This is a genomic window from Rhizobium sophoriradicis (assembly GCF_003939025.1).
In the GTDB taxonomy this organism is placed as follows: domain Bacteria; phylum Pseudomonadota; class Alphaproteobacteria; order Rhizobiales; family Rhizobiaceae; genus Rhizobium; species Rhizobium sophoriradicis.
Genome location: NZ_RQIH01000002.1, coordinates 351,698 through 372,614 on the forward strand (window position 1 = coordinate 351,698; position 20,917 = coordinate 372,614).

The 20,917-nt window shown below is 62.0% G+C and carries 22 protein-coding genes; 12 read left to right on the forward strand and 10 right to left on the reverse strand.

Annotated features, from left to right (window positions below):
- Positions 1 to 33: 33 nt before the first annotated feature.
- A complete protein-coding gene (locus EFR00_RS34020) occupies positions 34 to 324 on the reverse strand; it encodes a hypothetical protein (RefSeq protein WP_125461974.1) in 291 nt (96 codons plus the stop codon).
- 90 nt (positions 325 to 414) lie between these two features.
- Here EFR00_RS34020 and coaD point away from each other — a divergent pair, with 90 nt between their 5' ends.
- The 5 genes from coaD (at position 415) to tgt (ending at position 4,358) form a co-directional block, all read left to right on the forward strand.
- Positions 415 to 909, forward strand: coding sequence for a pantetheine-phosphate adenylyltransferase (gene coaD / locus EFR00_RS04080; RefSeq protein ID WP_077993679.1), 495 nt, complete (start codon positions 415 to 417; stop codon positions 907 to 909).
- A gap of 56 nt (positions 910 to 965) precedes the next feature.
- Positions 966 to 1,538, forward strand: coding sequence for a peptidylprolyl isomerase (locus tag EFR00_RS04085; protein ID WP_077993677.1), 573 nt, complete (start codon positions 966 to 968; stop codon positions 1,536 to 1,538).
- Between the two features lie 28 nt (positions 1,539 to 1,566).
- The gene (locus EFR00_RS04090; RefSeq protein ID WP_004671916.1) at positions 1,567 to 2,076 is read left to right on the forward strand and encodes a peptidylprolyl isomerase; all 510 of its coding nucleotides are present in this window, start codon (positions 1,567 to 1,569) and stop codon (positions 2,074 to 2,076) included.
- 69 nt (positions 2,077 to 2,145) lie between these two features.
- Complete coding sequence (gene queA / locus EFR00_RS04095) at positions 2,146 to 3,231, forward strand: tRNA preQ1(34) S-adenosylmethionine ribosyltransferase-isomerase QueA (RefSeq protein ID WP_077993675.1); 1,086 nt, start codon at positions 2,146 to 2,148, stop codon at positions 3,229 to 3,231.
- On the forward strand, positions 3,228 to 4,358 hold the full coding sequence (gene tgt, locus EFR00_RS04100) for a tRNA guanosine(34) transglycosylase Tgt (protein WP_077993673.1): 1,131 nt from the start codon (positions 3,228 to 3,230) through the stop codon (positions 4,356 to 4,358). The genes queA and tgt overlap by 4 nt, the downstream gene beginning before the upstream one ends.
- A gap of 13 nt (positions 4,359 to 4,371) precedes the next feature.
- On the opposite strand, the gene EFR00_RS04105 is transcribed toward tgt, so the two are convergent.
- The 5 genes from EFR00_RS04105 to EFR00_RS04125 all read right to left on the reverse strand — a co-directional run bounded on the left by EFR00_RS04105 (position 4,372) and on the right by EFR00_RS04125 (position 8,161).
- Positions 4,372 to 5,445: an acyltransferase family protein gene (locus tag EFR00_RS04105; protein ID WP_077993671.1), complete on the reverse strand. Its 1,074-nt coding sequence runs from the start codon at positions 5,443 to 5,445 to the stop codon at positions 4,372 to 4,374.
- A gap of 94 nt (positions 5,446 to 5,539) precedes the next feature.
- Positions 5,540 to 5,968, reverse strand: coding sequence for a DUF4864 domain-containing protein (locus EFR00_RS04110; RefSeq protein WP_077993669.1), 429 nt, complete (start codon positions 5,966 to 5,968; stop codon positions 5,540 to 5,542).
- 80 nt (positions 5,969 to 6,048) lie between these two features.
- On the reverse strand, positions 6,049 to 7,314 hold the full coding sequence (gene fabF, locus EFR00_RS04115) for a beta-ketoacyl-ACP synthase II (protein WP_077993667.1): 1,266 nt from the start codon (positions 7,312 to 7,314) through the stop codon (positions 6,049 to 6,051).
- Positions 7,315 to 7,327: 13 nt separating this feature from the next.
- The gene (locus EFR00_RS04120; RefSeq protein WP_077993665.1) at positions 7,328 to 7,834 is read right to left on the reverse strand and encodes a winged helix-turn-helix transcriptional regulator; all 507 of its coding nucleotides are present in this window, start codon (positions 7,832 to 7,834) and stop codon (positions 7,328 to 7,330) included.
- A gap of 138 nt (positions 7,835 to 7,972) precedes the next feature.
- Positions 7,973 to 8,161, reverse strand: coding sequence for a hypothetical protein (locus tag EFR00_RS04125; RefSeq protein ID WP_039619729.1), 189 nt, complete (start codon positions 8,159 to 8,161; stop codon positions 7,973 to 7,975).
- Positions 8,162 to 8,370: 209 nt separating this feature from the next.
- On the opposite strand from EFR00_RS04125, the gene EFR00_RS04130 reads away from it, so the two are divergent.
- The 6 genes from EFR00_RS04130 (at position 8,371) to EFR00_RS04155 (ending at position 14,026) form a co-directional block, all read left to right on the forward strand.
- Positions 8,371 to 8,766 carry a hypothetical protein gene (locus EFR00_RS04130; protein WP_077993663.1) on the forward strand — a complete coding sequence of 132 codons (396 nt, stop codon included), beginning with the start codon at positions 8,371 to 8,373 and terminating at the stop codon, positions 8,764 to 8,766.
- A 184-nt stretch (positions 8,767 to 8,950) separates the two neighbouring features.
- Entirely contained in the window at positions 8,951 to 9,781 is an 831-nt protein-coding gene (locus tag EFR00_RS04135) for a metallophosphoesterase family protein (RefSeq protein ID WP_077993661.1), read from the forward strand.
- Positions 9,778 to 10,989: an ABC transporter ATP-binding protein gene (locus EFR00_RS04140; RefSeq protein WP_009994136.1), complete on the forward strand. Its 1,212-nt coding sequence runs from the start codon at positions 9,778 to 9,780 to the stop codon at positions 10,987 to 10,989. Before EFR00_RS04135 ends, EFR00_RS04140 begins: the two co-directional genes overlap by 4 nt.
- Positions 10,982 to 11,905 (forward strand): carbohydrate ABC transporter permease, encoded by a 924-nt coding sequence (locus EFR00_RS04145; RefSeq protein ID WP_077993659.1) that lies wholly within the window; start codon positions 10,982 to 10,984, stop codon positions 11,903 to 11,905. The genes EFR00_RS04140 and EFR00_RS04145 overlap by 8 nt, the downstream gene beginning before the upstream one ends.
- On the forward strand, positions 11,902 to 12,735 hold the full coding sequence (locus EFR00_RS04150; RefSeq protein WP_077993657.1) for a carbohydrate ABC transporter permease: 834 nt from the start codon (positions 11,902 to 11,904) through the stop codon (positions 12,733 to 12,735). Before EFR00_RS04145 ends, EFR00_RS04150 begins: the two co-directional genes overlap by 4 nt.
- Before the next feature lie 25 nt (positions 12,736 to 12,760).
- Positions 12,761 to 14,026 carry an ABC transporter substrate-binding protein gene (locus tag EFR00_RS04155; protein ID WP_009992734.1) on the forward strand — a complete coding sequence of 422 codons (1,266 nt, stop codon included), beginning with the start codon at positions 12,761 to 12,763 and terminating at the stop codon, positions 14,024 to 14,026.
- Positions 14,027 to 14,091: 65 nt separating this feature from the next.
- On the opposite strand, the gene EFR00_RS04160 is transcribed toward EFR00_RS04155, so the two are convergent.
- The gene (locus EFR00_RS04160; protein WP_077993655.1) at positions 14,092 to 15,072 is read right to left on the reverse strand and encodes a substrate-binding domain-containing protein; all 981 of its coding nucleotides are present in this window, start codon (positions 15,070 to 15,072) and stop codon (positions 14,092 to 14,094) included.
- A gap of 301 nt (positions 15,073 to 15,373) precedes the next feature.
- Between EFR00_RS04160 and EFR00_RS04165 the strand changes: the two genes are divergently transcribed.
- Positions 15,374 to 18,220, forward strand: a complete 2,847-nt coding sequence (locus EFR00_RS04165) for a M16 family metallopeptidase (RefSeq protein ID WP_077994077.1) — start codon at positions 15,374 to 15,376, stop codon at positions 18,218 to 18,220.
- Positions 18,221 to 18,292: 72 nt separating this feature from the next.
- Here the strand turns inward: EFR00_RS04165 and EFR00_RS04170 are convergent, their stop codons facing one another.
- The 3 genes from EFR00_RS04170 to EFR00_RS04180 all read right to left on the reverse strand — a co-directional run bounded on the left by EFR00_RS04170 (position 18,293) and on the right by EFR00_RS04180 (position 20,777).
- Complete coding sequence (locus EFR00_RS04170; protein ID WP_009996873.1) at positions 18,293 to 18,973, reverse strand: GNAT family N-acetyltransferase; 681 nt, start codon at positions 18,971 to 18,973, stop codon at positions 18,293 to 18,295.
- 13 nt (positions 18,974 to 18,986) lie between these two features.
- Positions 18,987 to 19,493 (reverse strand): MarR family winged helix-turn-helix transcriptional regulator, encoded by a 507-nt coding sequence (locus EFR00_RS04175; protein ID WP_077993653.1) that lies wholly within the window; start codon positions 19,491 to 19,493, stop codon positions 18,987 to 18,989.
- Between the two features lie 114 nt (positions 19,494 to 19,607).
- The gene (locus tag EFR00_RS04180) at positions 19,608 to 20,777 is read right to left on the reverse strand and encodes an MFS transporter (protein WP_077993651.1); all 1,170 of its coding nucleotides are present in this window, start codon (positions 20,775 to 20,777) and stop codon (positions 19,608 to 19,610) included.
- Between the last annotated feature and the right edge of the window lie 140 nt (positions 20,778 to 20,917).

The window sequence follows — 20,917 nt, forward strand, 5'->3', positions numbered from 1 at the left end:
AATGCCGATCTGAAGCCTCCTTGAATGTGTCGTTCATCTGGCGTTCAGATTCGAGGCCCGGTTTTGTTCGCGCAGCCGGCCTTGGGCGCGCACGATCGCGGCATGTTCGGCAACCTCCGGCCGCACCCAGCTCACTTGGTAGCGATTGGCGAAAAAGCCATAGGCCATTTCGGCAGCGAGAGAGAAAAAGACGGCAAGCGCAACGAGCACGATCAGCATGGATATGGTCCTTCGGGGAACGCCGGATGCCGGAATGGCATCGGCTGCCTTGATGATCCGAGTTAAGCAGGTCCTGTCTGAAACAGCCTTGAATGGCATGTTCATTCGCTGTTCAGCCGCAGGAAGCGGCGGGGCAAATCACTTGCGGCAAACCGGCATCCGTGACAAAAGGCGTCAAACCAACGGCCGAGCCAGATGACGACAGCTTTTTATCCTGGGTCCTTCGACCCGATCACCAACGGACATGTGGATGTTCTGGTTCAGGCCCTGAACGTCGCCGAAAAGGTGATCGTCGCGATCGGCATCCACCCCGGCAAGGCGCCGCTCTTTTCGTTCGACGAACGAGCCGAGCTGATCCGCCTTTCCCTGGCGCAAGCGCTGCCCGGCAAGACCGGCGGCATCACCGTCGTCGCCTTCGACAATCTGGTCGTCGATGCCGCCCGTGCCCATGGCGCAACGCTTTTGATCCGCGGCCTTCGCGACGGCACCGACCTCGACTACGAAATGCAGATGGCCGGCATGAACAGGGCGATGGCGCCCGACATCCAGACCATCTTTTTGCCGGCGGGCACGGCGTCGCGGCCCATTACCGCCACATTGGTCCGCCAGATCGCCGCCATGGGCGGCGATGTCAGCGCTTTCGTGCCGGCCGCCGTCTTGCAAGCCCTCACATCCAAGCGCCCGAACTAGCAAGTAAAAAGTCTAGCAAACGCAGACCAGGCGGAACCCGCCGCAACGGAGCCCATATGAAACTCTTTTATCTCGCATTTGCCGGCGTGCTCTATTTGGCCTCCTTCGCCGGGGATGCCTTCGCCCAGGCGGCCGATCATTATCTCACCATCCAGCTGAAGAGCGGCCCTGTCGTCATCCAGTTGATGCCCGGGGTGGCGCCGAAGCACGTCGCCCAGATCGAGGCGCTGGCCAAGAAGGGCGAATACGACAATGTCGCCTTCCACCGCGTCATCGACGGCTTCATGGCCCAGACCGGCGACGTCAAATACGGCAACATGGAAAAGGGCTTCGATGCCAGCCTTGCCGGCACCGGCTCCTCCGACATGCCCGATATCCCGGCTGAGTTCTCCAAGACCCCGTTCGTGCGCGGCACGGTCGGCATGGCCCGTTCGCAGGATCCGAATTCCGCCAATTCGCAGTTCTTCATCATGTTCGCCGACGGTTCCTTCCTGAACGGCCAGTATACCGTCGTCGGCAAGGTCGTTTCCGGCATGGAAAACGTCGACAAGATCAAACGCGGCGAAGGCCAGAACGGCGAAGTCAGCAATCCCGACCGGATGATCAAGGTCACGCTGGGCAAGAAGTAAGTTACGAGACAAACAAGAGGAGTAGACAATGGCCGAGATCAAGGATCCCGAGAACACCATCATTCTGGAAACCACGAAGGGCAAGGTTGTCATTCAGCTGCTGCCGCAGGTCGCCCCGGAACACGTCGCCCGCGTCAAGGAACTCGCCCGCGAGAAGGCCTATGACGGCGTCGTGTTCCACCGCGTCATTCAGGATTTCATGGCCCAGACGGGCGATGTCGAATATGGCAAGAAGGGTTCTGAAACATTCAATCCCGGCCGGGCCGGCATGGGCGGCTCGTCCAAGCCGGACCTGAAGGCTGAATTCTCCGCCACGCCGCATGTGCGCGGCACCTGCTCGATGGCCCGTTCGCAGAACCCGAACTCGGCCAACTCGCAGTTCTTCATCTGCTTCACCGACGCTCCGTGGCTGAACAAGCAGTATTCCGTCTGGGGACAGGTGATCGAAGGCATGGACAATGTGGACAAGATCAAGCGCGGCGAACCGGTTTCCGATCCGGATTCGATCGTCTCGATGCGGGTTGCCGCCGACGTCTGATTGTGATTTCTGCTGGAACCCGCCCTTGCGCGAAAGCGCGGGGGCGGGTTTCGCTTTGAAAGTGCTCTTATGCGCGTAGACCTTTTCGATTTCGATCTGCCCGATGAACGCATCGCGTTGCGGCCCGCCGAACCGCGCGATAGCGCGCGCTTACTGGTCGTCGATCCCCATGCGGAAAGCGCGCTGTCTGATCATCACGTTTACGATCTGCCGTCGTTTCTGCGTGCCGGTGACGCGCTCGTCTTCAACGATACCAAGGTCATTCCAGCGCAGCTCGAGGGCATCCGCCACCGCGACGGCGCCGGCGGCCAGCAGGTGTCGGCAACGCTGCATATGCGCCTCGGCCCCAGCCGTTGGAAGGCCTTTGCCAAGCCCGGCAAACGCATCAAGGAGGGCGACCGCATCGCCTTCGGCCATTCCGGTGAAAGCTGCTTCCTCGGCTCGCTCGATGCCACCGTCGAGGAAAAGGGCGAGGCCGGCGAAGTGACGCTCGCCTTCGATCTCACAGGCCCGGCCCTCGACGAGGCGATCGCCGCCGTCGGCCATATTCCGCTGCCGCCCTATATCGCCGCCAAACGTCCCGAGGACGAGCGCGACCGCGCCGATTACCAGACGATCTATGCTCGCGAGGAGGGCGCCGTCGCCGCCCCCACCGCCGGCCTGCATTTCACGCCGGATCTGTTTGCGGCGTTGGACAAGGCCGGCATCGAGCGCCATTTCGTCACGCTGCATGTCGGGGCCGGCACCTTCCTGCCGGTCAAGGCCGACGATACCGACGATCACAAGATGCATCTCGAAAGCGGTTATGTCAGCGGTGAAATCGCCGCCCGGCTGAATGCCGTCAAGGCAAGGGGCGGGCGTATCGTCTGCGTCGGCACGACCTCGCTGCGGCTGATCGAAAGCGCGGCCGGGGAAAGCGGAGAGATCAAGCCGTGGGCCGGCGCCACCGGTATCTTCATTACACCCGGCTACCGTTTTAAAGCGGTCGACATGCTGATGACCAATTTCCACCTGCCGCGCTCGACGCTGTTCATGCTGGTCTCCGCCTTCTCAGGCTTCGAAACCATGCACGCGGCCTATGAACATGCCATTTCGACAGGCTACCGCTTCTACTCCTACGGCGACGCGAGCCTACTTTTCCGGAAAGACCAATGACCGAGAACTTCCAATTCACCCTGAATAAGACCGATGCCGGCGCGCGTCTCGGCGAAATCTCCATGCCGCGCGGCGAAATCCGCACGCCGGCCTTCATGCCTGTTGGAACGGTCGGTACCGTCAAGGCCATGTATCTCGACCAGGTGCGCGAGACCGGCGCCGACATCATCCTCGGCAATACCTATCACCTGATGTTGCGCCCGACCGCCGAACGCGTCGCCCGTCTGGGTGGTCTGCACAAGCTCATTCGTTGGGAACATCCGATCCTGACCGATTCCGGCGGCTTCCAGGTCATGTCGCTCTCCGGCCTGCGTAAGCTCGACGAACAGGGCGTCACCTTCAAATCGCATGTCGACGGCAGCCTGCATCACATGTCGCCGGAGCGCTCCATCGAAATTCAGGGGTTGCTCGGCTCCGATATTCAGATGCAGCTCGACGAATGCGTGGCGCTGCCGGCCGAGCCGAAGGAGATCGAGCGCGCCATGGAGATGTCGCTGCGCTGGGCCGAGCGCTGCAGGGTCGCCTTCGGCGAGCAGCCCGGAAAGGCGATGTTCGGCATCGTCCAGGGCGGCGACATCCCGGCGCTGCGCGTCCGCTCGGCCGAGGCGCTGAGCCAGCTCGATCTCAAGGGCTATGCCGTCGGCGGTCTTGCCGTCGGCGAGCCGCAGGACGTCATGCTGCGGATGCTGGAAACGACGCTGCCCGTGCTTCCGGTGGAAAAGCCGCGCTACCTCATGGGCGTCGGCACGCCTGACGATATCCTGAAATCGGTCGCCCGCGGCATCGACATGTTCGATTGCGTGATGCCGACCCGCTCCGGCCGCCATGGCCTCGCCTTTACCCGCCGCGGCAAGGTCAATATCCGCAATGCCCGTCATGCCGAGGATATGCGTCCGCTCGACGAACAGTCGAACTGCCCGGCCTCGCGCGATTATTCACGCGCCTATCTGCACCATCTCGTCCGCGCCAACGAAGCGCTCGGCGGCATGCTGCTCTCCTGGCACAACCTCGCCTATTACCAGGAACTGATGCAGGGCATTCGCAAGGCAATTGCCGAAGGCCGCTTTGCCGATTTCATGGCGGAAACGCAGGAGGAATGGGCGAGGGGCGACCTCGAACCTGTCTGATCGCGGCCTCAGCCTAGGTTGCTGATTGCGGGGCGATAGACGTCGGCTTCGGCAAAACCATGATTTTGAGCTTTTTGCGCACGGGCTCGTCGAAGCGAACGGCGAAGATGCCGGCAGCAATGAAAACTGCGATAACCACGATGATGCCGGCTCCCGGAGAGGCGGGAAGGTTGAAGCCCTTTTGCCGCAACGACTGCAGCAGGCTGAAGATGGGCCCATGCAGGATATAAATCGGATAGGACAGCCTCCCCAGCCACCGGAATGTCAGGTCAATTGAGCCGGTCTGCGTCGTGCGCATCGCAATCCAGACAATGGTCGGGAAAACCGTAAGGCATATTAGAAGATCGAAATACGGGAAGCCGAAGAATAGGGCGGCTGGTATGTTCGTGATCGTGAGTAAGCAACCACAGACAAGAAGGCCGATAAGATTGCCGTTCTCGGCAGTATTCGGTTTGCGGACGTCAAATAGCCTGTAGAGGCAAATTCCGAGCGAGAACGAGAAAAGCACGCGCGAAAAGCCAAATCCTAAATAGCCCGCCTGGTGGCCAATATCGAAATTGCCTCCGATCGATGCCCCATACGTTGTGATGCAGGCAGACCCCAGAGCCACCGCCAGCAAGCTTTGGAATGACAGCCGCATTAGCAGAACGGAGAACAGCAGTCCGGCCCAGAACTCGAAGAAAAGGGACCAACTGGGCTCGTTTAATGGAAACGCGCCTGCCGCATTCAGGTTTGGGACGAGCAGGATCGCCCTCACCAGAAGGCCTGCCAGAGCGCCGTAGTCCAGACCGAAGTGAACCGCATAGTTAACAAGGCCAATCGGGAGCGAAAGCAGATAGAGAGGGTAAAGCCGGATAATACGCTGGAGCAGAAATTTGACGGGTGAGATCTGTCCTGCGATCAACTGCTTCTCGTAGGAATTTGCCAGAACGACGCCGCTGAGAAGAAAGAAGAGGTCGACGGCAAGGTAACCGATGTTCGCCGGGATCGGGCCAAGCGTGCCTCCGGTATGCAGGAACATGACCATGATGGCCGCGATTCCTCGCAAGGCTTCAAGCGCCGTGAAAAATTGCTTGCCAGTATTCAATACGACAGTCCCCCGCTGGCGTTATCTTGCAACGGCAGGGTTTCAAAATTATTAGTGCAACCAGTCTGTGTTACGGCGAGCTTTCCTTAGCCCGTCAGATCCCCTTGCTGTCCGCATCCGGCATGATCTGCAAGCCGTTGATCCCGTAGCTGCCGTCCGGCTGGCGGGTGATCTGGTAGATCGCTGTCCAATCCTTGCCGTCGCGGCCCGATATCAGCACCTCGTGGTAGATCAGCGCGCCGTTGTCGATCGAGCGGCTGCGGCCGAAGGCGTAGTTGCCGGGGTGGTAGACCGGCTCGTAGCTCTTCTTGACCATGGCGAAGAACAGGTTCTTGTCGGGATACATCGCCTTGATAGCGGGAGCGGCGAAGGAATAGGCGGTTTCGGCATCGTCCTTGAGGAAGGCTTTGATCTGCGCCTCGATCATCGTTCGCGTTGTGTCGATCGGATCTTCGGCGTGGGCCGAGACGATGGAGAGGAGGGACGCGGCACACAGAATGACAACTGCGAAGAAGGCGCGCATTGGGTGATCTCCGGCTCTATCGGAGAATAATCCCCGACAGAGCAGAGTGTAGGCCATTTCCAGCGTAAGAAAAGTGGACTTTACGACCAGCGCCGGAAGAGAGCACTGGCATTGACCCCGCCGAAGCCGAAACCGTTGGTGATGGCATAGTCCATCGCCACGGGTCGCGCTGTCTTGCCGACGATATCGATGCCGTCGGCATCAGGATCGGCTTCATCGAGGTTGCGGGTCGGCGGCGCGATCTGGTCGCGCAGCGCCAGGATGGTGAAGATTGCCTCCAGCCCGCCGGCGGCCCCGAGCAGATGGCCGGTCGCCGATTTCGTCGCGCTGACGGCAATGGCGCCATCGCGGCCGAAGACGGTGCCGATCGCAGCGATCTCGCCTTTGTCACCGACCGGCGTCGAAGTGGCGTGCGCATTCAGGTGCTTGACCTCGGAAGCAGGGATATTCGCCTGCCTGAGCGCGGCCTCCATGGCCCGGCGCGCGCCGTCGCCGTCTTCGGGACCTGCGGTCATGTGGTAGGCATCCGCCGCCGTGCCGTAGCCGACCAGTTCGGCAAGCGGTGTGGCGCCGCGGGCGAGCGCATGCTCCAGCGTCTCGATCACCAGGATGCCGGCGCCTTCGCCCATGACGAAACCGTCGCGTGCCGTGTCGAAGGGGCGCGAGGCCAGCTCCGGCGTCTCGTTGAAGCCTGTGGAAAGGGCGCGCGCAGCGGCGAAGCCGCCAAGGCTCACCTTGTCGATGCAGGCCTCGGCGCCGCCGCAGATCGCCACATCCGCCTCGCCGGAGCGGATCAGCCGTGCCGCATCGCCGATCGCCTGGACGCTGGCAGCGCAGGCCGTCACCGGCGCGCCGAGCGGCCCCTTGAAGCCGTAGCGGATGCTGACCTGGCCGGCGGCGAGGTTGACGAGGAAGGAGGGGATGGTGAAGGGCGACAGCCGCCGCACGCCGCGTGCCTCACCGATCCGCACCGCTTCAGCAATGGCCGGAAAGCCGCCGACGCCGGAGGCAATGATCGTTGCAGTGCGTTCGCGCTCACCTTCGTCGGTCGGCATCCAGCCGGCCTGCTTCACCGCTTCCTCCGTTGCCGCCATGGCGAACTGGATGAAGCGGTCCATCTTTTTCTGGTCCTTGGGTGTGATGTAGCGGTCGGGGTCGAAGCCCGCCTCAACATCCTCGGTGATACCGGGAACGATACCGCCGACCTTGGCCGCGAGTTCGCCGACGACATCCTCGGGCAGTGTCCTCAGACCCGAGGCTCCGCCGACAAGGCGTTTCCAGGCGGGCTCGACGCCGGTTCCGAGTGGCGAGGCAAGTCCCATGCCGGTGACAACGATGCGATCCATTTTATTATCCTTTCTATGCGTCGATGCCGAGATACCAGGCGCGCATGCGGGCGATCCGCGCGCGCACCTCGTCATCGGCTGCAGGGCCTGCAAGCAGGCCGGTGTTTTCGGGTGTCACTTGTTCGCCGGTCTGCGCATCGACCAACACGGTCTCGCGCGCTCTGCCCGAGGCCGCATCGCTGAGGAAAAAGGCGAGATCCTCTTCCGGAATGTGGCGGCTTCCCCAGGAAAACAGCGCCATCAGCACCGGAAAGAAATCGCGGCCCTTCGCCGTCAGCTGATATTCGTAACGGGCAGGGCGCTGCTGGTAGAGCCGTCGTTCGAACAGCCCCTGATCCGTCAGGTGTTTGAGCCGCCGCGTCAGGATGTTCGGCGCCACGCCAAGGCTTTTCTGGAATTCATCGAAGCGGGACAGACCCTGGAAGGCATCACGCACTATCAGAATGCTCCACCAGTCGCCGACGCTGTCGAGCGCGCGCGCCGCCGGGCATTTGGACTCACTGAAGCTGGTTCGTTGCATGATGATAGTCACTACAGCAGTGACTGTCATCATGCAAGTTACATCTATCGCGCAAAAGAAAACGGGCGGGCAGGGTGCCAGTGACGCATGCCAGTTCTGCGGCAAACCGCGGGGCGCCCCACTTATCCCGAAGGAATGTCAGGCGAAACCGAGCGGCAGGTTTTCCGGTTTCCTGTCGGCGCCGTAATCGCGCTCATGCGGCGACCGGCGGCGGTCGTCGCGGCGCGAGGAAAGGTCGATACGGTTTTCGGCAAAGATCCCGTCGGGATAGGTGCCGGTATCATGGCAGTCGGCGTCGGTCTTCGGCGCAAGGATTTTCAGGATCATCGGGGTTCCTCCACGGCGCAGCATCAACACTCGGAAAGGCCGCATGGTTCCAACTATAGAAGCTGAATTATTAATAAATTAACCATAAATTCCGGCCGAGGGTAAGCCGCTGCAACCTCGGCGCGGCATTCACCCCGATTGAAATGGTATTGTCGCTGGAACTCCTGATGTTGCTCGCCGTTGATCTGGCATGAACACAGGAGGTTTCCATGCAGTTGATCGATACACGCGTGACACAGTCCGGCGACTTCTTCATCGTCGAATTCCTGGGCGAGGGAGGAGAATCGGTTTCCGTCAAAATCGATAATTCCCATGGCGAACTCGACAGCTCGACGGCGCTGGACCACGCCAAGGTGATGATGGTTCAGCTGACTGCATTTCCCGGCCGCGGCGCTGACGGCAGCATCAACCGTTACGACGCCTTGAGCAACGGCAACTTCGACGAAGGCAGCAAGGGTTTGAAAGGCCAGCCGAGCGCACGTTCGACCCATGACAGCGAAACGCTGGAAGAGGAGCTGAACGAAGGCCTCGAAGATAGCTTTCCGGCAAGCGACCCCGTTTCGGCAACCGTGTCGTCTATTCCCGCCACTGCGCCTCGGCACTGATCTCCGCGGAGCTTGCCGCTGACCGCCCCTTCGCGGGGGCGATCAGCGCCCGTATGACGGATTGATGTCAAAACTGAAAAACAGCTGAAATCCGCGGATGTCTGATTGACATGCGAGCCTTCTAGAGAGGGTCCGAGAAGGGAGCGTCCGTGACGCGCTTCCCAGGTCTTGGAGACGCGCCCTCATGAAAATCATCCAGATCACCGACACTCATTTCAGCCCGAACAAACCGCATTTCAACGGCAATTGGGCGCCGCTTCTGAGCTGGATCGAAGCGACCGGCGCCGATCTGATCGTGCATACCGGTGATCTCACCGTCGACGGCGCCGACAAGGACGAGGATATAATCTTCTCGATGGATCTGATGCGGCAAGTGTCGATCCCGATGCTGATCGTTCCCGGCAATCACGATGTCGGCCACTTCAGGGAAACCGACCAGCCCGTCAACGCCGAGCGGCTGGCCCGCTGGCGCAGCCTAGCCGGTGACGATCGCTGGCTCGAGGATGCGGCCGGCTGGCGCTTCATCGGCTTGAATTCGCTGCTTCTCGGTCATGAGGATGACGAGGAAGAGGCCCAGTTCGAATGGCTCGCCAAGGCGCTCGAAGACAGGGCGGGGCGGCGCGTGGCTCTCTTCGCGCATAAGCCTCTGTTCGTCGATGCACCCGATGAAGGCGATACCGGCTACTGGAGCGTTCGCCCGGCTCAGCGCCGGCGGCTTTATGATCTGATCGCAGCCCATGACGTGGCGCTGTTTGCCAGCGGCCACCTTCACTGGGCCTGGCAGGGCCGTTTCGACAATACTCAGCTGACCTGGGGTCCATCGGCTGCCTTCATCATCGACAAGATGGAGCGCGAGATGCCGGGCGAGCGCCTGATCGGCGCCGTCGTTCACGAGTTCGATACCTGGGTCGAAAGCCAGATCGTCGCCGTTCCCGGCATGACCGCCCATGTGCTCGATGATGTTGTGCTCGATGTCTATCCCCAAGCGGTCAAGCAGCGGGAACCTGTCGAATGAGCGCGCTCTCGCTTCGCGGCATCACCAAGGCCTTCGGCGGAAACCAGATCCTCAACGGCGTCAGCCTCGATGTCGGCGCCGGTGAATTCATCGCCCTGGTCGGCCCCTCCGGCTGCGGCAAGAGCACGCTTTTGCGCGTCCTTGCCGGCCTCGACCATGCCGATAGCGGCGAAATTCTGATCGGTGGGCAAGACATGTCGGGCGTCGCGGCTGCCGAGCGCAACATCGCCATGGTCTTTCAGTCCTACGCGCTCTATCCGCATCTGACGGCGTCTCAGAATATCGCCGTGCCGCTGGCGATGCGCCGGCTCTCGAGGGTGCAGCGGCTGCCCTTCATCGGATCGCTGATACCAGGCCAGCGCGCCACTCGTGCGGCGATCGCCCGCGACGTCCGCGATATGGCGACCTCGCTGAAGATCGACCATCTGCTCGACCGCAAACCCGGCCAGATGTCGGGTGGCCAGCGTCAGCGCGTGGCGCTGGCCCGGGCAATGGTGCGCCAGCCGAGCATCTTCCTGATGGACGAGCCGCTGTCCAATCTCGACGCCAATCTGCGCGTTCACGCCAGAGGCGAGATCGTCGACCTGCATCGCCGCGCCGGCGTGCCGACGCTCTATGTCACCCATGACCAGGCGGAAGCACTGTCGATGGCGGATCGCGTCGCGGTGATGATGGGCGGCCGATTGCTGCAGATCGCAAGTCCTCAGCTCATCTACGACGATCCAGCCCATATCGAGGTCGCCCGCTTCATCGGCCAGCCGCGCATCAACCTGCTTCCGGCCTTTGCCGAAGGCGGCGTCGTTCTCTGCGGCGGCCTGCGGCTGACGCTTGAAAATTCACCCGCCGGAAAGATGCCGGTCACGCTCGCCATTCGCCCTGAATTCGTCTTTCTCGCCAAGAGCCGGCATGACGGCCTTGCCGCCCGGATCGAACGCGTCGAATTCCTGGGGTCCGAGGTTATCCTCCATTGTCGGCTCGACGCGATCGGTGAGACCGTCATCGCCAAGGTACAGCCGTCCGAAGCCTCCGGGCTTGCGGCCGGCGATGCCGTGGGACTGCGACTGTCGCCCGGCCGCACGCTGATCTTTGCCGAGGACGGCAGCCGGCTGGCCGGCTTCGTCGCCGGTAGTGATGCCGGGCTCAGCGCCGCTGATGCCGGGCTCAGCGCTGCTGATGCCGACGTCCAGCGGGAGTGGGCGCATGGCTAGCCTCGCCTCCATGGCCATCCCTGATAACTCCGCCGTTGCCCATCGCCGCAGCGAGGCCCGCATAGCCTGGATGCTGGTGCTGCCGGCGATGATCCTGCTCTTTCTCTTCGTGCTGTTGCCGGTCGCGGCTGTCGTCGTGCTCGGCTTTACCGATTTCGAACTCGGCTACGGCAAGTTCCGTTTCGTCGGCTTCGAGAATTACGCTCACCTGATCACCGACCGCACCTTCCGCAAATCGCTGTGGAATACGACGCTCTATACGGCGATCGTGGCGCCGGTCTCGATCCTGCTCGGTCTCGGCATCGCCTTGCTGATCGAGAGCGAGACCGCGGCGCGCAGCTTCTTCCGCACGGCCTATTTCCTGCCGGTCGCCTCGCTGATCGTCGCCATGGCGACCGTCTGGCAATATATGTTCCACCCGACGATCGGCCCGCTCAACGCGCTGCTGTCACTTGTCGGTCTGGCCGGTCCGAACTGGCTGGGCAGCTCCGGCACCGTGCTTTACAGCCTGTCGATCATCGGCGTCTGGCAATCGGCCGGCTTCAACATGGTGCTGTTTCTGGCCGGTCTGACGGCAATCCCGCGGGAGCTTTACGCAGCGGCCGAAGTGGACGGCGCCAGATCCGCCTTCGATCGCTTCCTGCTGGTCACCTGGCCGATGCTCGGGCCGACGACGCTCTTCGTCATCACCATTAGCATCACCAATGCGGTCAAGGTCTTCGAGACTGTCAAAACGCTGACCGAGGGCGGCCCGAACAAGGCGTCTGAAGTGCTGCTCTTCACGATCTACCAGGAGGGTTTCGTCTACCTACGCATCGGTTACGCCTCGGCGATGACCGTGGTCTTCCTGCTGATCCTCGTGGTGCTGATGTTCCTGCAATACCGCCTTCTCGATCGCCGGGTGCATTACACATGACGAGCGCATTTTCCCTTGGCAGGATCATCCGCCTGACGCTGCTTTCGCTGGGCGCAATCATCTTCCTGTCGCCCTACGTCTTCATGATCTCGGCGGCGGGCAAGACGCAGAGCGACATCTTTACCTCGTCGCTGTCGCTCATCCCGGCGCATCTCGCCTATGCCGAGAATTTCGCCAAGGCCTTGAGCCGGGTGCCGATGGCGCGGCTCCTGTGGAACGGCGTTGTCGTCTGCGGGCTGATCTTCTTCTTTCAGGTGCTGGTGGCCATCCCCTGCGCCTATGCCATGGCGAAGCTGCGTTTCGGCGCGGCGCGGGCCATGATGGTGCTGGTCATGCTCGGACTTCTCGTGCCGATCCATGCGACCGCGCTGCCGCTTTATGTCGCCTTCGACCGCGCCGCGCTGCTCAACAGCTATGCCGCCCTGGTCGCGCCTTTTACGATTTCGGTCTTCGCGATCTTCATGTTCCTGCAGTTCTTCCGTGCCATGCCTGACGACCTCATCCATGCCGCACGCCTCGACGGCATGTCGGAGCTCGGCATCGTCGCCCGCGTCATCGTGCCGAATGCCTGGCCAGCCGTCACCGCCTTCGCCATCTTCTCGGTCGTCGCCCACTGGAACGATCTCTACTGGCCATTGATCGTCATCAGCAAGCAGGACTATGCCACGCCACCGCTCGGGCTGATGTATTTCCGCGCCGCCGAGGCCGGCGACGACTACGGCGCACTGATGGCGGCGACCCTCATCATAACCCTTCCCCTCGTCGCCGCCTTCCTGCTTGCGCAGAAGCGTTTCGTCGAGGGCATCACCATGACCGGTCTCAAAGGCTGACCGGCTTCAACCAGGAGAACGAGCGATGAAACTTATCACCCAGATTCTCGCCGCAGCGGCCGTATCGATGGCAATCGCGCTTCCCGCGCATGCCGAGACGACGCTGACGGTTCACTACCCGATGCCGGGTTTCTTCAAGGACGTGATGGACACGATCTCGAAGAAGTTCATGGCTGAGAACCCCGATATCAAGATCCAGTTCGCCAGCCCCTCGGCCACCTATGAAGAAGGCATCCAGACGATCCTTCGCCAGGCCGGCACCAGCGAAATGCCCGATATCACCTTCATCGGCCTGAACCGCCTGCGCATGCTCGACGAACGCGATGTCGCCGTCGACCTCGGCCCGCTCGTCAAGAAGGACGGCAACATGGCCGAGCAGGGCTTCTCCGACACGATCCTCAAGCTCGCCCAGGTCAAGGGCAAGCAGGTTGGCCTCGCTTTCGCGACCTCCAACCCGATCATGTATTACAACGCCGATCTCGTGAAGGCGGCCGGCGGCGATCCCGACAATCCGCCGAAGACCTGGGATGAGGTCATTGCGCTCGGAGGCAAGATCAAGGCGCTCGGCAACGGCGTCGACGGCATCGATTTCCGCTGGCAGGGCGACGACTGGATGTTTTCGGCGCTGCTCTTCGGCGCCGGCGGCAAGATGCTGAGCGATGACGAAAGCAAGGTCGCCTTCAACGGTCCGGAAGGTCAGAAGGCCGTCGAGGTCCTGCATCGTCTGGTCACCGAGGGCGGCATGCCCGTCTTCACCAAGCCCGCCGGCGAACAGGCTTTCGCCGCCGGCAAGGTCGGTTTCGAATTCCAGACCACAGGCGCTCTGCGCAACACGATCAAGAATGTCGGCAATAAATTCGATCTGCGCACCGCCAAGATCCCGCTGATCGATCCGGTGAACGGCCGCCTTCCCACAGGCGGTAATGCCGTCGTCATCCTGACCCATGACGCCGCCAAGCAAGACGCCGCCTGGAAGTTCGCCAAGTTCGCCGCCGGCCCTTACGGCGCCTCGGTAGTCGTGCCCGGCACCGGTTATGTCCCGAACAACGAGCTTGCCGCCAAGTCGCCCGAATATCTCGGCGATTTCTACAAGCAGAACCCGCTGTTCCAGGCGGGCCTCAGCCAGATGCCGGTCATGATCCCCTGGTATGCCTTCCCCGGCTCCAACGGTGTCAAGGTCACCCAGACGATCGTCGACAATCTTTCGCGCATCGTCGACCAGTCGGCCGAGCCGAAGGAAGCGCTCGACGATGCAGCCGCCGATGTCGAAGGGATGCTGCCGCGCAGCTGATCGTTTTCCGCGTCAGAAGAAGGGGCCGCCACGCCGAGCGCGCGGCGGCCCTTTATTCCGGGTGGTTAGATGGCGCGCACCGTGCCGCCGCGGCGCAGCGTATAGGCGACGTCGAGGTGGCGGGCAGGGGCGGCATTCTCTGCCATGTCGAGCAGCAGCGAGGCGGCCGTCGCGCCCATGCTGGCATCCGGCATTTCGATGGTTGTCAGCGGCGGATCGATCAGCCGGCCGATGGCGATGCCGTCGAAGCCGGCGACCGAAACATCCCCCGGCACCGACAGCCCCTCGCGCTTCAGCGCGCCGATGACGCCGAGCGCCAGAAGATCGTTGGAGGCGATGATCGCCGTCGGCGAAAGCGAGGTCATCGCCGCACTGAGATCGAGCTGGTCATAGCCGCCGACGAAGGAGATCTGAATAGCGTCGAGCGGCGTCAGGCCGTTCTCGGCCATGGCGTCGAGGTAACCCTGGTAGCGAAGACGAGCGCGATCGGAGGCGGCGAAATTGCCGGAGAGAAAGAGGATGTGGCGGTGGCCCATGCCGATCAGGAACGTCGTGATCACCCGGCCGGCGCCGCGATTATCGGCGGTGACGGCCGCCGGAAACTGCGCCGTCGGCAGGTTGTTGAGAAGCACGGTCGGCGGCAGCTTGGGGAGCAGCGCCTCGCTCGTCGACGGGTCGCAGACGGTGAGGATCAGCCCGGTCGGCCGGTCATTCAGGAGTGCGGCGACGGCATCGGCCTCGCGTGCCGGATCGTAATTCGACTGAGCGATCAACACCCCATGGCCGGCGACCAGCATGCGGTTCTGGATGCTCGACAGCGACGAGGCAAAGACCGGATTGGTGATGCTCGGGATCAAGACGCCGATTACCGGCCTGCGCCCGAGCCGCACGACAGCATGGCCGGCCGGGCGATAACCGAGTTCGGCGGCGGCACGGCGCACCTTGCGCACCATCAGATCGCTGGCCGGTCCGTTGCGATTGAGAACCCGGCTTGCCGTCGCCAGCGAACATCCTGCCCGGAATGCGACTTGCTGCAATGTCGCCATCGAATGCGCCCTCCTGGTCACAGCGTCGAAGCGCAATCTTTTAGTCGGGCTCGATGACAGTGATCTGACAATTGACGAGGTGTGGGGAATTCATCGGGAATGACGACGGAAGCCACGATCATAAGATTTAAATATCAACAGCCTATACAATAATTCTAAGATTTCTATGGAGCTCCCGCGAGCTCTAACCCGAATTATCTGCGTCTTATCCATTCACACATGGAAGTTGAAGCAATATGCAACTTATGGAATGGTCGGTTCAAAGTCGTTTCCTCTCTTCATGCTCATCGCCTGGATAAGAATGTCTCCCAAACAAATGGAATGCGCCGCCGCTTGGCGGTTTCTCGCGACGGTCTCCCTTGTCGCAATTTTTGCATCGCCGGCCCATGCCGACACGCCGTCCACCGCTTGGCCGCAAACGCAAAGCGACATCCAAGCCGATTCCAATGTCCATTTCGGCGTGCTCGCCAATGGCATGCGCTTTGCAATCATGCGCAACGCCACGCCATCAGGACAGGCAGCGATCCGCTTTCGCATCGGCTCCGGCTCACTGGAGGAAAACGACGACCAGCAGGGCCTGGCGCATGTTCTCGAACATATGGCCTTCAAAGGTTCGACGCATGTCGCCGAAGGCGAAATGATCCGTATCCTGCAGCGCAAGGGCCTGGCCTTTGGACCGGACACCAACGCCCATACCTCTTATGACGAGACTGTCTATGCACTGGATTTGCCCGAGGTCGATCCAGAGACGCTATCCACGGGCCTGATGCTGATGCGAGAAACCGCGAGCGAGCTGACCCTCGATGCCGGCGCCCTCGATCGCGAGCGCCGCGTCATCCTGTCGGAAGAGCGGCTGCGCGATACGCCGCAGTACCGCGCGGGGCTCGCAATCCTGAATTCATTGCTCGCCGGCCGGCGCGTGACCATGCGCCCGCCGATCGGTAAAGCCGATATTATCAGCAATGCGCCTGTAGACCTCGTCCGCGATTACTACCGGGCCAATTACCGGCCCGATCGGGCAACGCTTATCGTGGTGGGCGATATCGACCCCGCTGCCATGGAAATCGAAATCCGGCAGCGCTTCGGCGACTGGAAAGCCATAGGACCTACGCCTGCAAGTCAGGATACTGGCGCGCTACAGGCGAAAGGCGAAAGCGCGGATGTCATCGTCGTTCCCGGCGGCATGACCAGCGTCCAGATCGCCTGGACGCGTCCTTATGACGCCGCACCCGACACCTTGGCCAAGCGCCGCACGCAGCTTATTGAAGATCTGGGCCTGATGGTGCTCAAACGCCGAGTCAGCACCATCGCCAGCAAGCCGGATGCGCCTTTCATCAGCGCGGGCGTCGGCTCCCAGGATCTCCTAGATTCCGCTCATGTCGTCCTGGTCACGGCGAATTCCGAACCGGACAAATGGCAGACGGCACTCGGGGCCATTGACCAGGAACAGCGTCGTATTCAACAGTTCGGCGTTGCCCAGGCTGAGATCGATCGCGAAATCCTCGAATATCGCTCAGCCCTGAAGGCTGCTGCCGCCGGAGCCACGACGCGCACGACCACCGATATCGCTTCGGCGCTGGCTGGCAGCGTCGATGACAATCAAGTCTTCACGTCGCCTGCCGACGACCTCTCGCTCTTTGAGAGGGTGACGAACGGCGTCACCGCGGCCGAGGTCAATAAGGCCCTGCAGCGTGCTTTCTCCGGCAATGGTCCGCAGATCGTGCTCCAGACCGCCCAATCGCCGCAGGGCGGAGCCGACGCGCTCCGGCAGGTCTATCACGCTTCCAAGGCGATTGCCGTCTCGGCGCCCTCCAGTGCAGCCGATGTCGCCTGGCCCTACACCCATTTCGGCGCGCCGGGCGCTGTGGTCGAACGCCGCGCCGTCGAAGATCTCGGCCTGACCATGGTCCGCTTTTCCAACGGCGTACGGCTTACCGTCAAGCCGACCAAGCTGCGCGCCAATGAAGTGCTGGTGCGCGAGGATATCGGCCGGGGCCGGCTGGACTTGCCGCATGACCGTCCCCTCCCGATCTGGGCATCGCCGGCGGTCGCGCTGTCCGGCGTGAAGGCCATGGACTACCAGGATATCCAGAAGGCGCTGACCGCCAACATCGTCGGCCTTGACGTCTCGGTAGGCGACAGCTCCTTCAAGTTCGACGGTCGCACGCGGACTGAGGATCTGGCGACGCAATTGCAGCTCATGACGGCATACACCTCCGATCCCGCATACCGCCCCGAGGCGTTCAGGCGGGTGCAGCAGGCCTTTTTGAGCGGCCTCGATCAGTATGAGGCCACCCCTGGCGGCGTTGTCAGCCGTAACCTCGGAGGTCTGGTCCACTCCGGCGATCCGCGCTGGACCTTTCCGGATCGCGCCCAGTTGTCCGCCGCCAGGCCGGACGATTTCGAGGCGCTGTTCCGGCCTGTGGTGTCTAATGGCCCGATCGATATCACCATCGTCGGCGACGTGACGGTGGACGACGCCATCCGGCTGACAGCTGAAACCTTTGGCGCTTTGCTGCCACGCCCGGAGGCGGCGCCGAGTAATGATTGGGGTAACGTGCGTTTTCCGGCGGCCACTGAGAAGCCCGTTCTGCAGACCCATAACGGAAGGGCAGATAGCGCCGCCGCCGTCGTCGGAGTTCCCGTCGGCGATTTGCTCTCCGATCTCCCGCGCTCCTTCACCGCCAATGTTGCCACCCAGATTTTCCAGAATAGGCTGACCGACCAGTTTCGTATTGCAGAAGGAGCAAGCTACGCGCTGGACGGCGACGTTAATCTGTCGAGGGAAATTCCCGGCTATGGCTACGCCTATTTCTACGTCGAGACGGATCCGACAAAGCTCGCGCGCTTCTATGCACTTGTCGACGAGATCGCCAACGATCTCGGGTCGCATGATGTTTCTGCCGACGAGCTCGCACGCGCTCGCGAACCCATCATCGAGACACTGAAACACCAGCGGCAGGGCAACGAGTACTGGATTGAATATCTGCGCGGCGCCCAGACGGATCCGCGTCGTTTGGACCGCATACGCAGCAATCTCAGCGGCTACAACGAGGTTACGGCCGCAAATATCCGCGAATTCGCCACAACCTATTTCCGCCCGGAAAAATTCTGGAAGTTCGAAGTGCTGCCGGCGGCCGTAAGGTAGTTTCTCGAACCGAAGCCCCTTAAATTGGACGGTGTTGGGGAGGAGACACCGTCCCGGCCGTTGAGCAACAACTCAGGCGCGGCGTTTGACCACCCGCATGTTCATCTCCGAGCGAAGCGTGAAGCCTTGCGCCTTGTAGAGGGAAATGGCGGAGGTGTTCCCGGCATAGACATGCAGATAGGCCGTGTCGCCGTTAGCAGCGATTTCGCCGGCAACGAAGCGGAACAGCAGGGTGCCGAGGCCACGCCCTTGGAAGTCGGGATGGGTGCAAAGGCCACTCAGCTCGATGAAACCGGTCTGCCGCATACGCTGCCCGGCCATCGCCACCACACGGCCTTCATGCCTGATCCCCCAGAAGCTGCCCAGGCTCTGAGCGCGCAGGGTGAACGGCCCGGGTCTGGTCAAGCTCGCCAGATCAAGCATGTCGGCGGCGTCGGCCTCGGTCAGCGGCTGAATGCGGGAATCCGAAATCCTCTCATGAGGCCGCTCGGCAACCATCTGGGTCACCGGCGCCTCCATGACGACGGCAAGACCCGCTGGAATCGCGATCGGCCCGGCCTCGACGAGAAACATCTTCTCTTCCGCTGACGGCAGATTCTCCAAGGCATCGAGGCTCTCAAGGCTATCGTCGGCAGAGGCCGCGAAGGGAACGATGGAGGGTGGGTATCGCCGTGCGTAGCTGTTGCCTTCGGCAAGAGCGGCATGCGCGGTTTTGAGCGCGCTCCAGATCGGCCGGTCAAGCACGTGATTCATCGTCTTTCTCTCCCTATTGCGCGGTGGAAAGGGCGTGCGGGCCTGCAACCGTGCTCCGTCGTATGAGCGGCAGTGCCGCCAGCCCGTCCTCGATGGCAGCGAGTTGCTCGAGGATCGGTCCGTCGAGGTCGCCGCAGAGATCCGCAACCGCAGCCGCAACGCACGGCCAGATGGTTGCCTTCGAATGATCGACGAGTTCCTGTCCTTTGTCGGATAGCGACACCAATCTGCGGCGCTGATCGTCCGGCGCCGACTGCATATCGACGAAGCCGAGTTCGAGAAGCTGCCCGATGGTCCGCGTCACGCCGGGCTGGGTGATGCCCACCGCCTGCGCAAGCTCGCCGATCGTCAGCGGCCCGGCCCGGTCGATCGCTGCGAGGAACGGATACTGACCTGCCTGGATGCCGACGCCGGCCTCGTCGATGACCTGCTGCGTATCGGCCTGCAGTCTCTCGCCGATGCGACGCAACCGGCTGCCCAGGCACAAAAAGCCAAGTGTTCGCACCACATCTTCGACCATTCAATCTCTCCAATTGCATTGAATGTTATATAACACGTTATATATTTGCAACGCGAAATTCAAGAGTAGGTATCTAGCGGCCGGAGGGGACTTATCGAAAGCACGCGAGGTCCTTCATTGGTCACGCCGCCTCGCGGCCAACAGAGAAATCGCCAGGACACAACTGAGTAGGGCGAGGGACGACGGCAGCCCCTGGTGCCCGACCAGTTGCATTGCCAATCCGGCCGCGGGCGAGCCCGCCATGCCGCCGATGCCCCATGCGAAGGCGAAGGCCGCATTGCCGGCAATCAGGGCTTGACCGCTGAAACGCTCGCCGAGTTGGATCAGCGACATGGTGTAGAGCCCGAACGAGACGCCGCCCCAGATGAAAACGAGCGGCCAGATGAGCCAGGTGGTGAAGGTTGACGCCAGCAGCAGGCAGCCGGAAAGACAAGTGAGGACGCAGAACAACATGGTCCGCGTCGCGCCGAACCGTTCCGCCACGCGCCCGAGCAGGATCTGCAGCACGGCATTGCCGGCAACGAAACAGGTGATAAGCGAAGCGATGCGGCTTTCAGTGCTGCCGAGTGCCGCGCCATAGACGGCAAGCAGGGAGAGCAGGATCTGCTCGAAGGCGGCGGCGGTGAAAACCGCAAACAGCAGCAGCGGCGCCCGCGCAAGGAAGCCGCCGACCGATATTGCCTCGCCTTCGCCGGGCATGTCAGGCAGGCGGAGGGCAACAACAAGCACGATCAGGCCGCAGCCAAGGAAGGCCCCAATGCCGATCAGGAAGGGTGCCCAGCCTTCCGTGCCACTGAGGCCGAGCGAGAGCGGACCGACGGCAAAGCCGGCCGAAACGATCGATGAATAGAGGCCCATGATGCGGCCCCGGCGCGACGCCGGCGTGATCGCGATCAGCCAGGTCTCGCTGATGACATAGAGTGGATTGGCAAAGAAGCCGAGCAGGAAACGCAGCGGCATCCAGGCCCAGACGTCCTGCCGCCCGGCTATTGCAATAAGGGTGAAGGCGGCCAGGATCGAACAGAGGGTTGCAAGCCGCGCTGCGCCCACCCGCCGCGAGAGCGCTGGAATTACGGGTGCCGATATGATGAAGCCCAGGGGCGTCATCGCCGCCGACAGACCGATCAGACCAGAGGCCGTTCCTTGGCGCTCCAGGATGAAGCTCAGCAGCGGATAGGTTAGCCCTTGCGCCACGGCAAACACCGTGACCGTCGCTATGATGCCTGCCATCGCGGCCCCGCGGATCCGATCGTCTTGCTGTGCTGTCGTGCTTGCGGCAGTCATGCAGATCTCCTCGTCAGTCGGCATAGGTGAGGGGGCAGAAGCCCCGCCCGAAAGAGGATAAATTCTGCGGAATAGAAGGAGCGGCGTAATTAAGCCGCTCCAAAAAGTTCTCAAAAACTTCCAAACGGACTATAGATCCG

Coding starts and splice junctions, on each gene's coding strand:
- EFR00_RS04085 (WP_077993677.1), top strand. CDS start 966: ATGAAACTCTTTTATCTCGCATTTGCCGGCGTGCTCTATTTGGCCTCC.
- EFR00_RS04125 (WP_039619729.1), bottom strand. CDS start 8,161: ATGATCCTGAAAATCCTTGCGCCGAAGACCGACGCCGACTGCCATGAT.
- EFR00_RS04145 (WP_077993659.1), top strand. CDS start 10,982: ATGGCTAGCCTCGCCTCCATGGCCATCCCTGATAACTCCGCCGTTGCC.
- EFR00_RS04135 (WP_077993661.1), top strand. CDS start 8,951: ATGAAAATCATCCAGATCACCGACACTCATTTCAGCCCGAACAAACCG.
- EFR00_RS04140 (WP_009994136.1), top strand. CDS start 9,778: ATGAGCGCGCTCTCGCTTCGCGGCATCACCAAGGCCTTCGGCGGAAAC.
- EFR00_RS34020 (WP_125461974.1), bottom strand. CDS start 324: ATGAACATGCCATTCAAGGCTGTTTCAGACAGGACCTGCTTAACTCGG.
- queA (WP_077993675.1), top strand. CDS start 2,146: ATGCGCGTAGACCTTTTCGATTTCGATCTGCCCGATGAACGCATCGCG.
- fabF (WP_077993667.1), bottom strand. CDS start 7,314: ATGGATCGCATCGTTGTCACCGGCATGGGACTTGCCTCGCCACTCGGA.
- EFR00_RS04130 (WP_077993663.1), top strand. CDS start 8,371: ATGCAGTTGATCGATACACGCGTGACACAGTCCGGCGACTTCTTCATC.
- EFR00_RS04090 (WP_004671916.1), top strand. CDS start 1,567: ATGGCCGAGATCAAGGATCCCGAGAACACCATCATTCTGGAAACCACG.
- EFR00_RS04180 (WP_077993651.1), bottom strand. CDS start 20,777: ATGACTGCCGCAAGCACGACAGCACAGCAAGACGATCGGATCCGCGGG.
- EFR00_RS04170 (WP_009996873.1), bottom strand. CDS start 18,973: ATGAATCACGTGCTTGACCGGCCGATCTGGAGCGCGCTCAAAACCGCG.
- coaD (WP_077993679.1), top strand. CDS start 415: ATGACGACAGCTTTTTATCCTGGGTCCTTCGACCCGATCACCAACGGA.
- EFR00_RS04150 (WP_077993657.1), top strand. CDS start 11,902: ATGACGAGCGCATTTTCCCTTGGCAGGATCATCCGCCTGACGCTGCTT.
- EFR00_RS04165 (WP_077994077.1), top strand. CDS start 15,374: ATGTCTCCCAAACAAATGGAATGCGCCGCCGCTTGGCGGTTTCTCGCG.
- EFR00_RS04110 (WP_077993669.1), bottom strand. CDS start 5,968: ATGCGCGCCTTCTTCGCAGTTGTCATTCTGTGTGCCGCGTCCCTCCTC.
- EFR00_RS04160 (WP_077993655.1), bottom strand. CDS start 15,072: ATGGCGACATTGCAGCAAGTCGCATTCCGGGCAGGATGTTCGCTGGCG.
- EFR00_RS04120 (WP_077993665.1), bottom strand. CDS start 7,834: ATGCAACGAACCAGCTTCAGTGAGTCCAAATGCCCGGCGGCGCGCGCG.
- tgt (WP_077993673.1), top strand. CDS start 3,228: ATGACCGAGAACTTCCAATTCACCCTGAATAAGACCGATGCCGGCGCG.
- EFR00_RS04175 (WP_077993653.1), bottom strand. CDS start 19,493: ATGGTCGAAGATGTGGTGCGAACACTTGGCTTTTTGTGCCTGGGCAGC.
- EFR00_RS04155 (WP_009992734.1), top strand. CDS start 12,761: ATGAAACTTATCACCCAGATTCTCGCCGCAGCGGCCGTATCGATGGCA.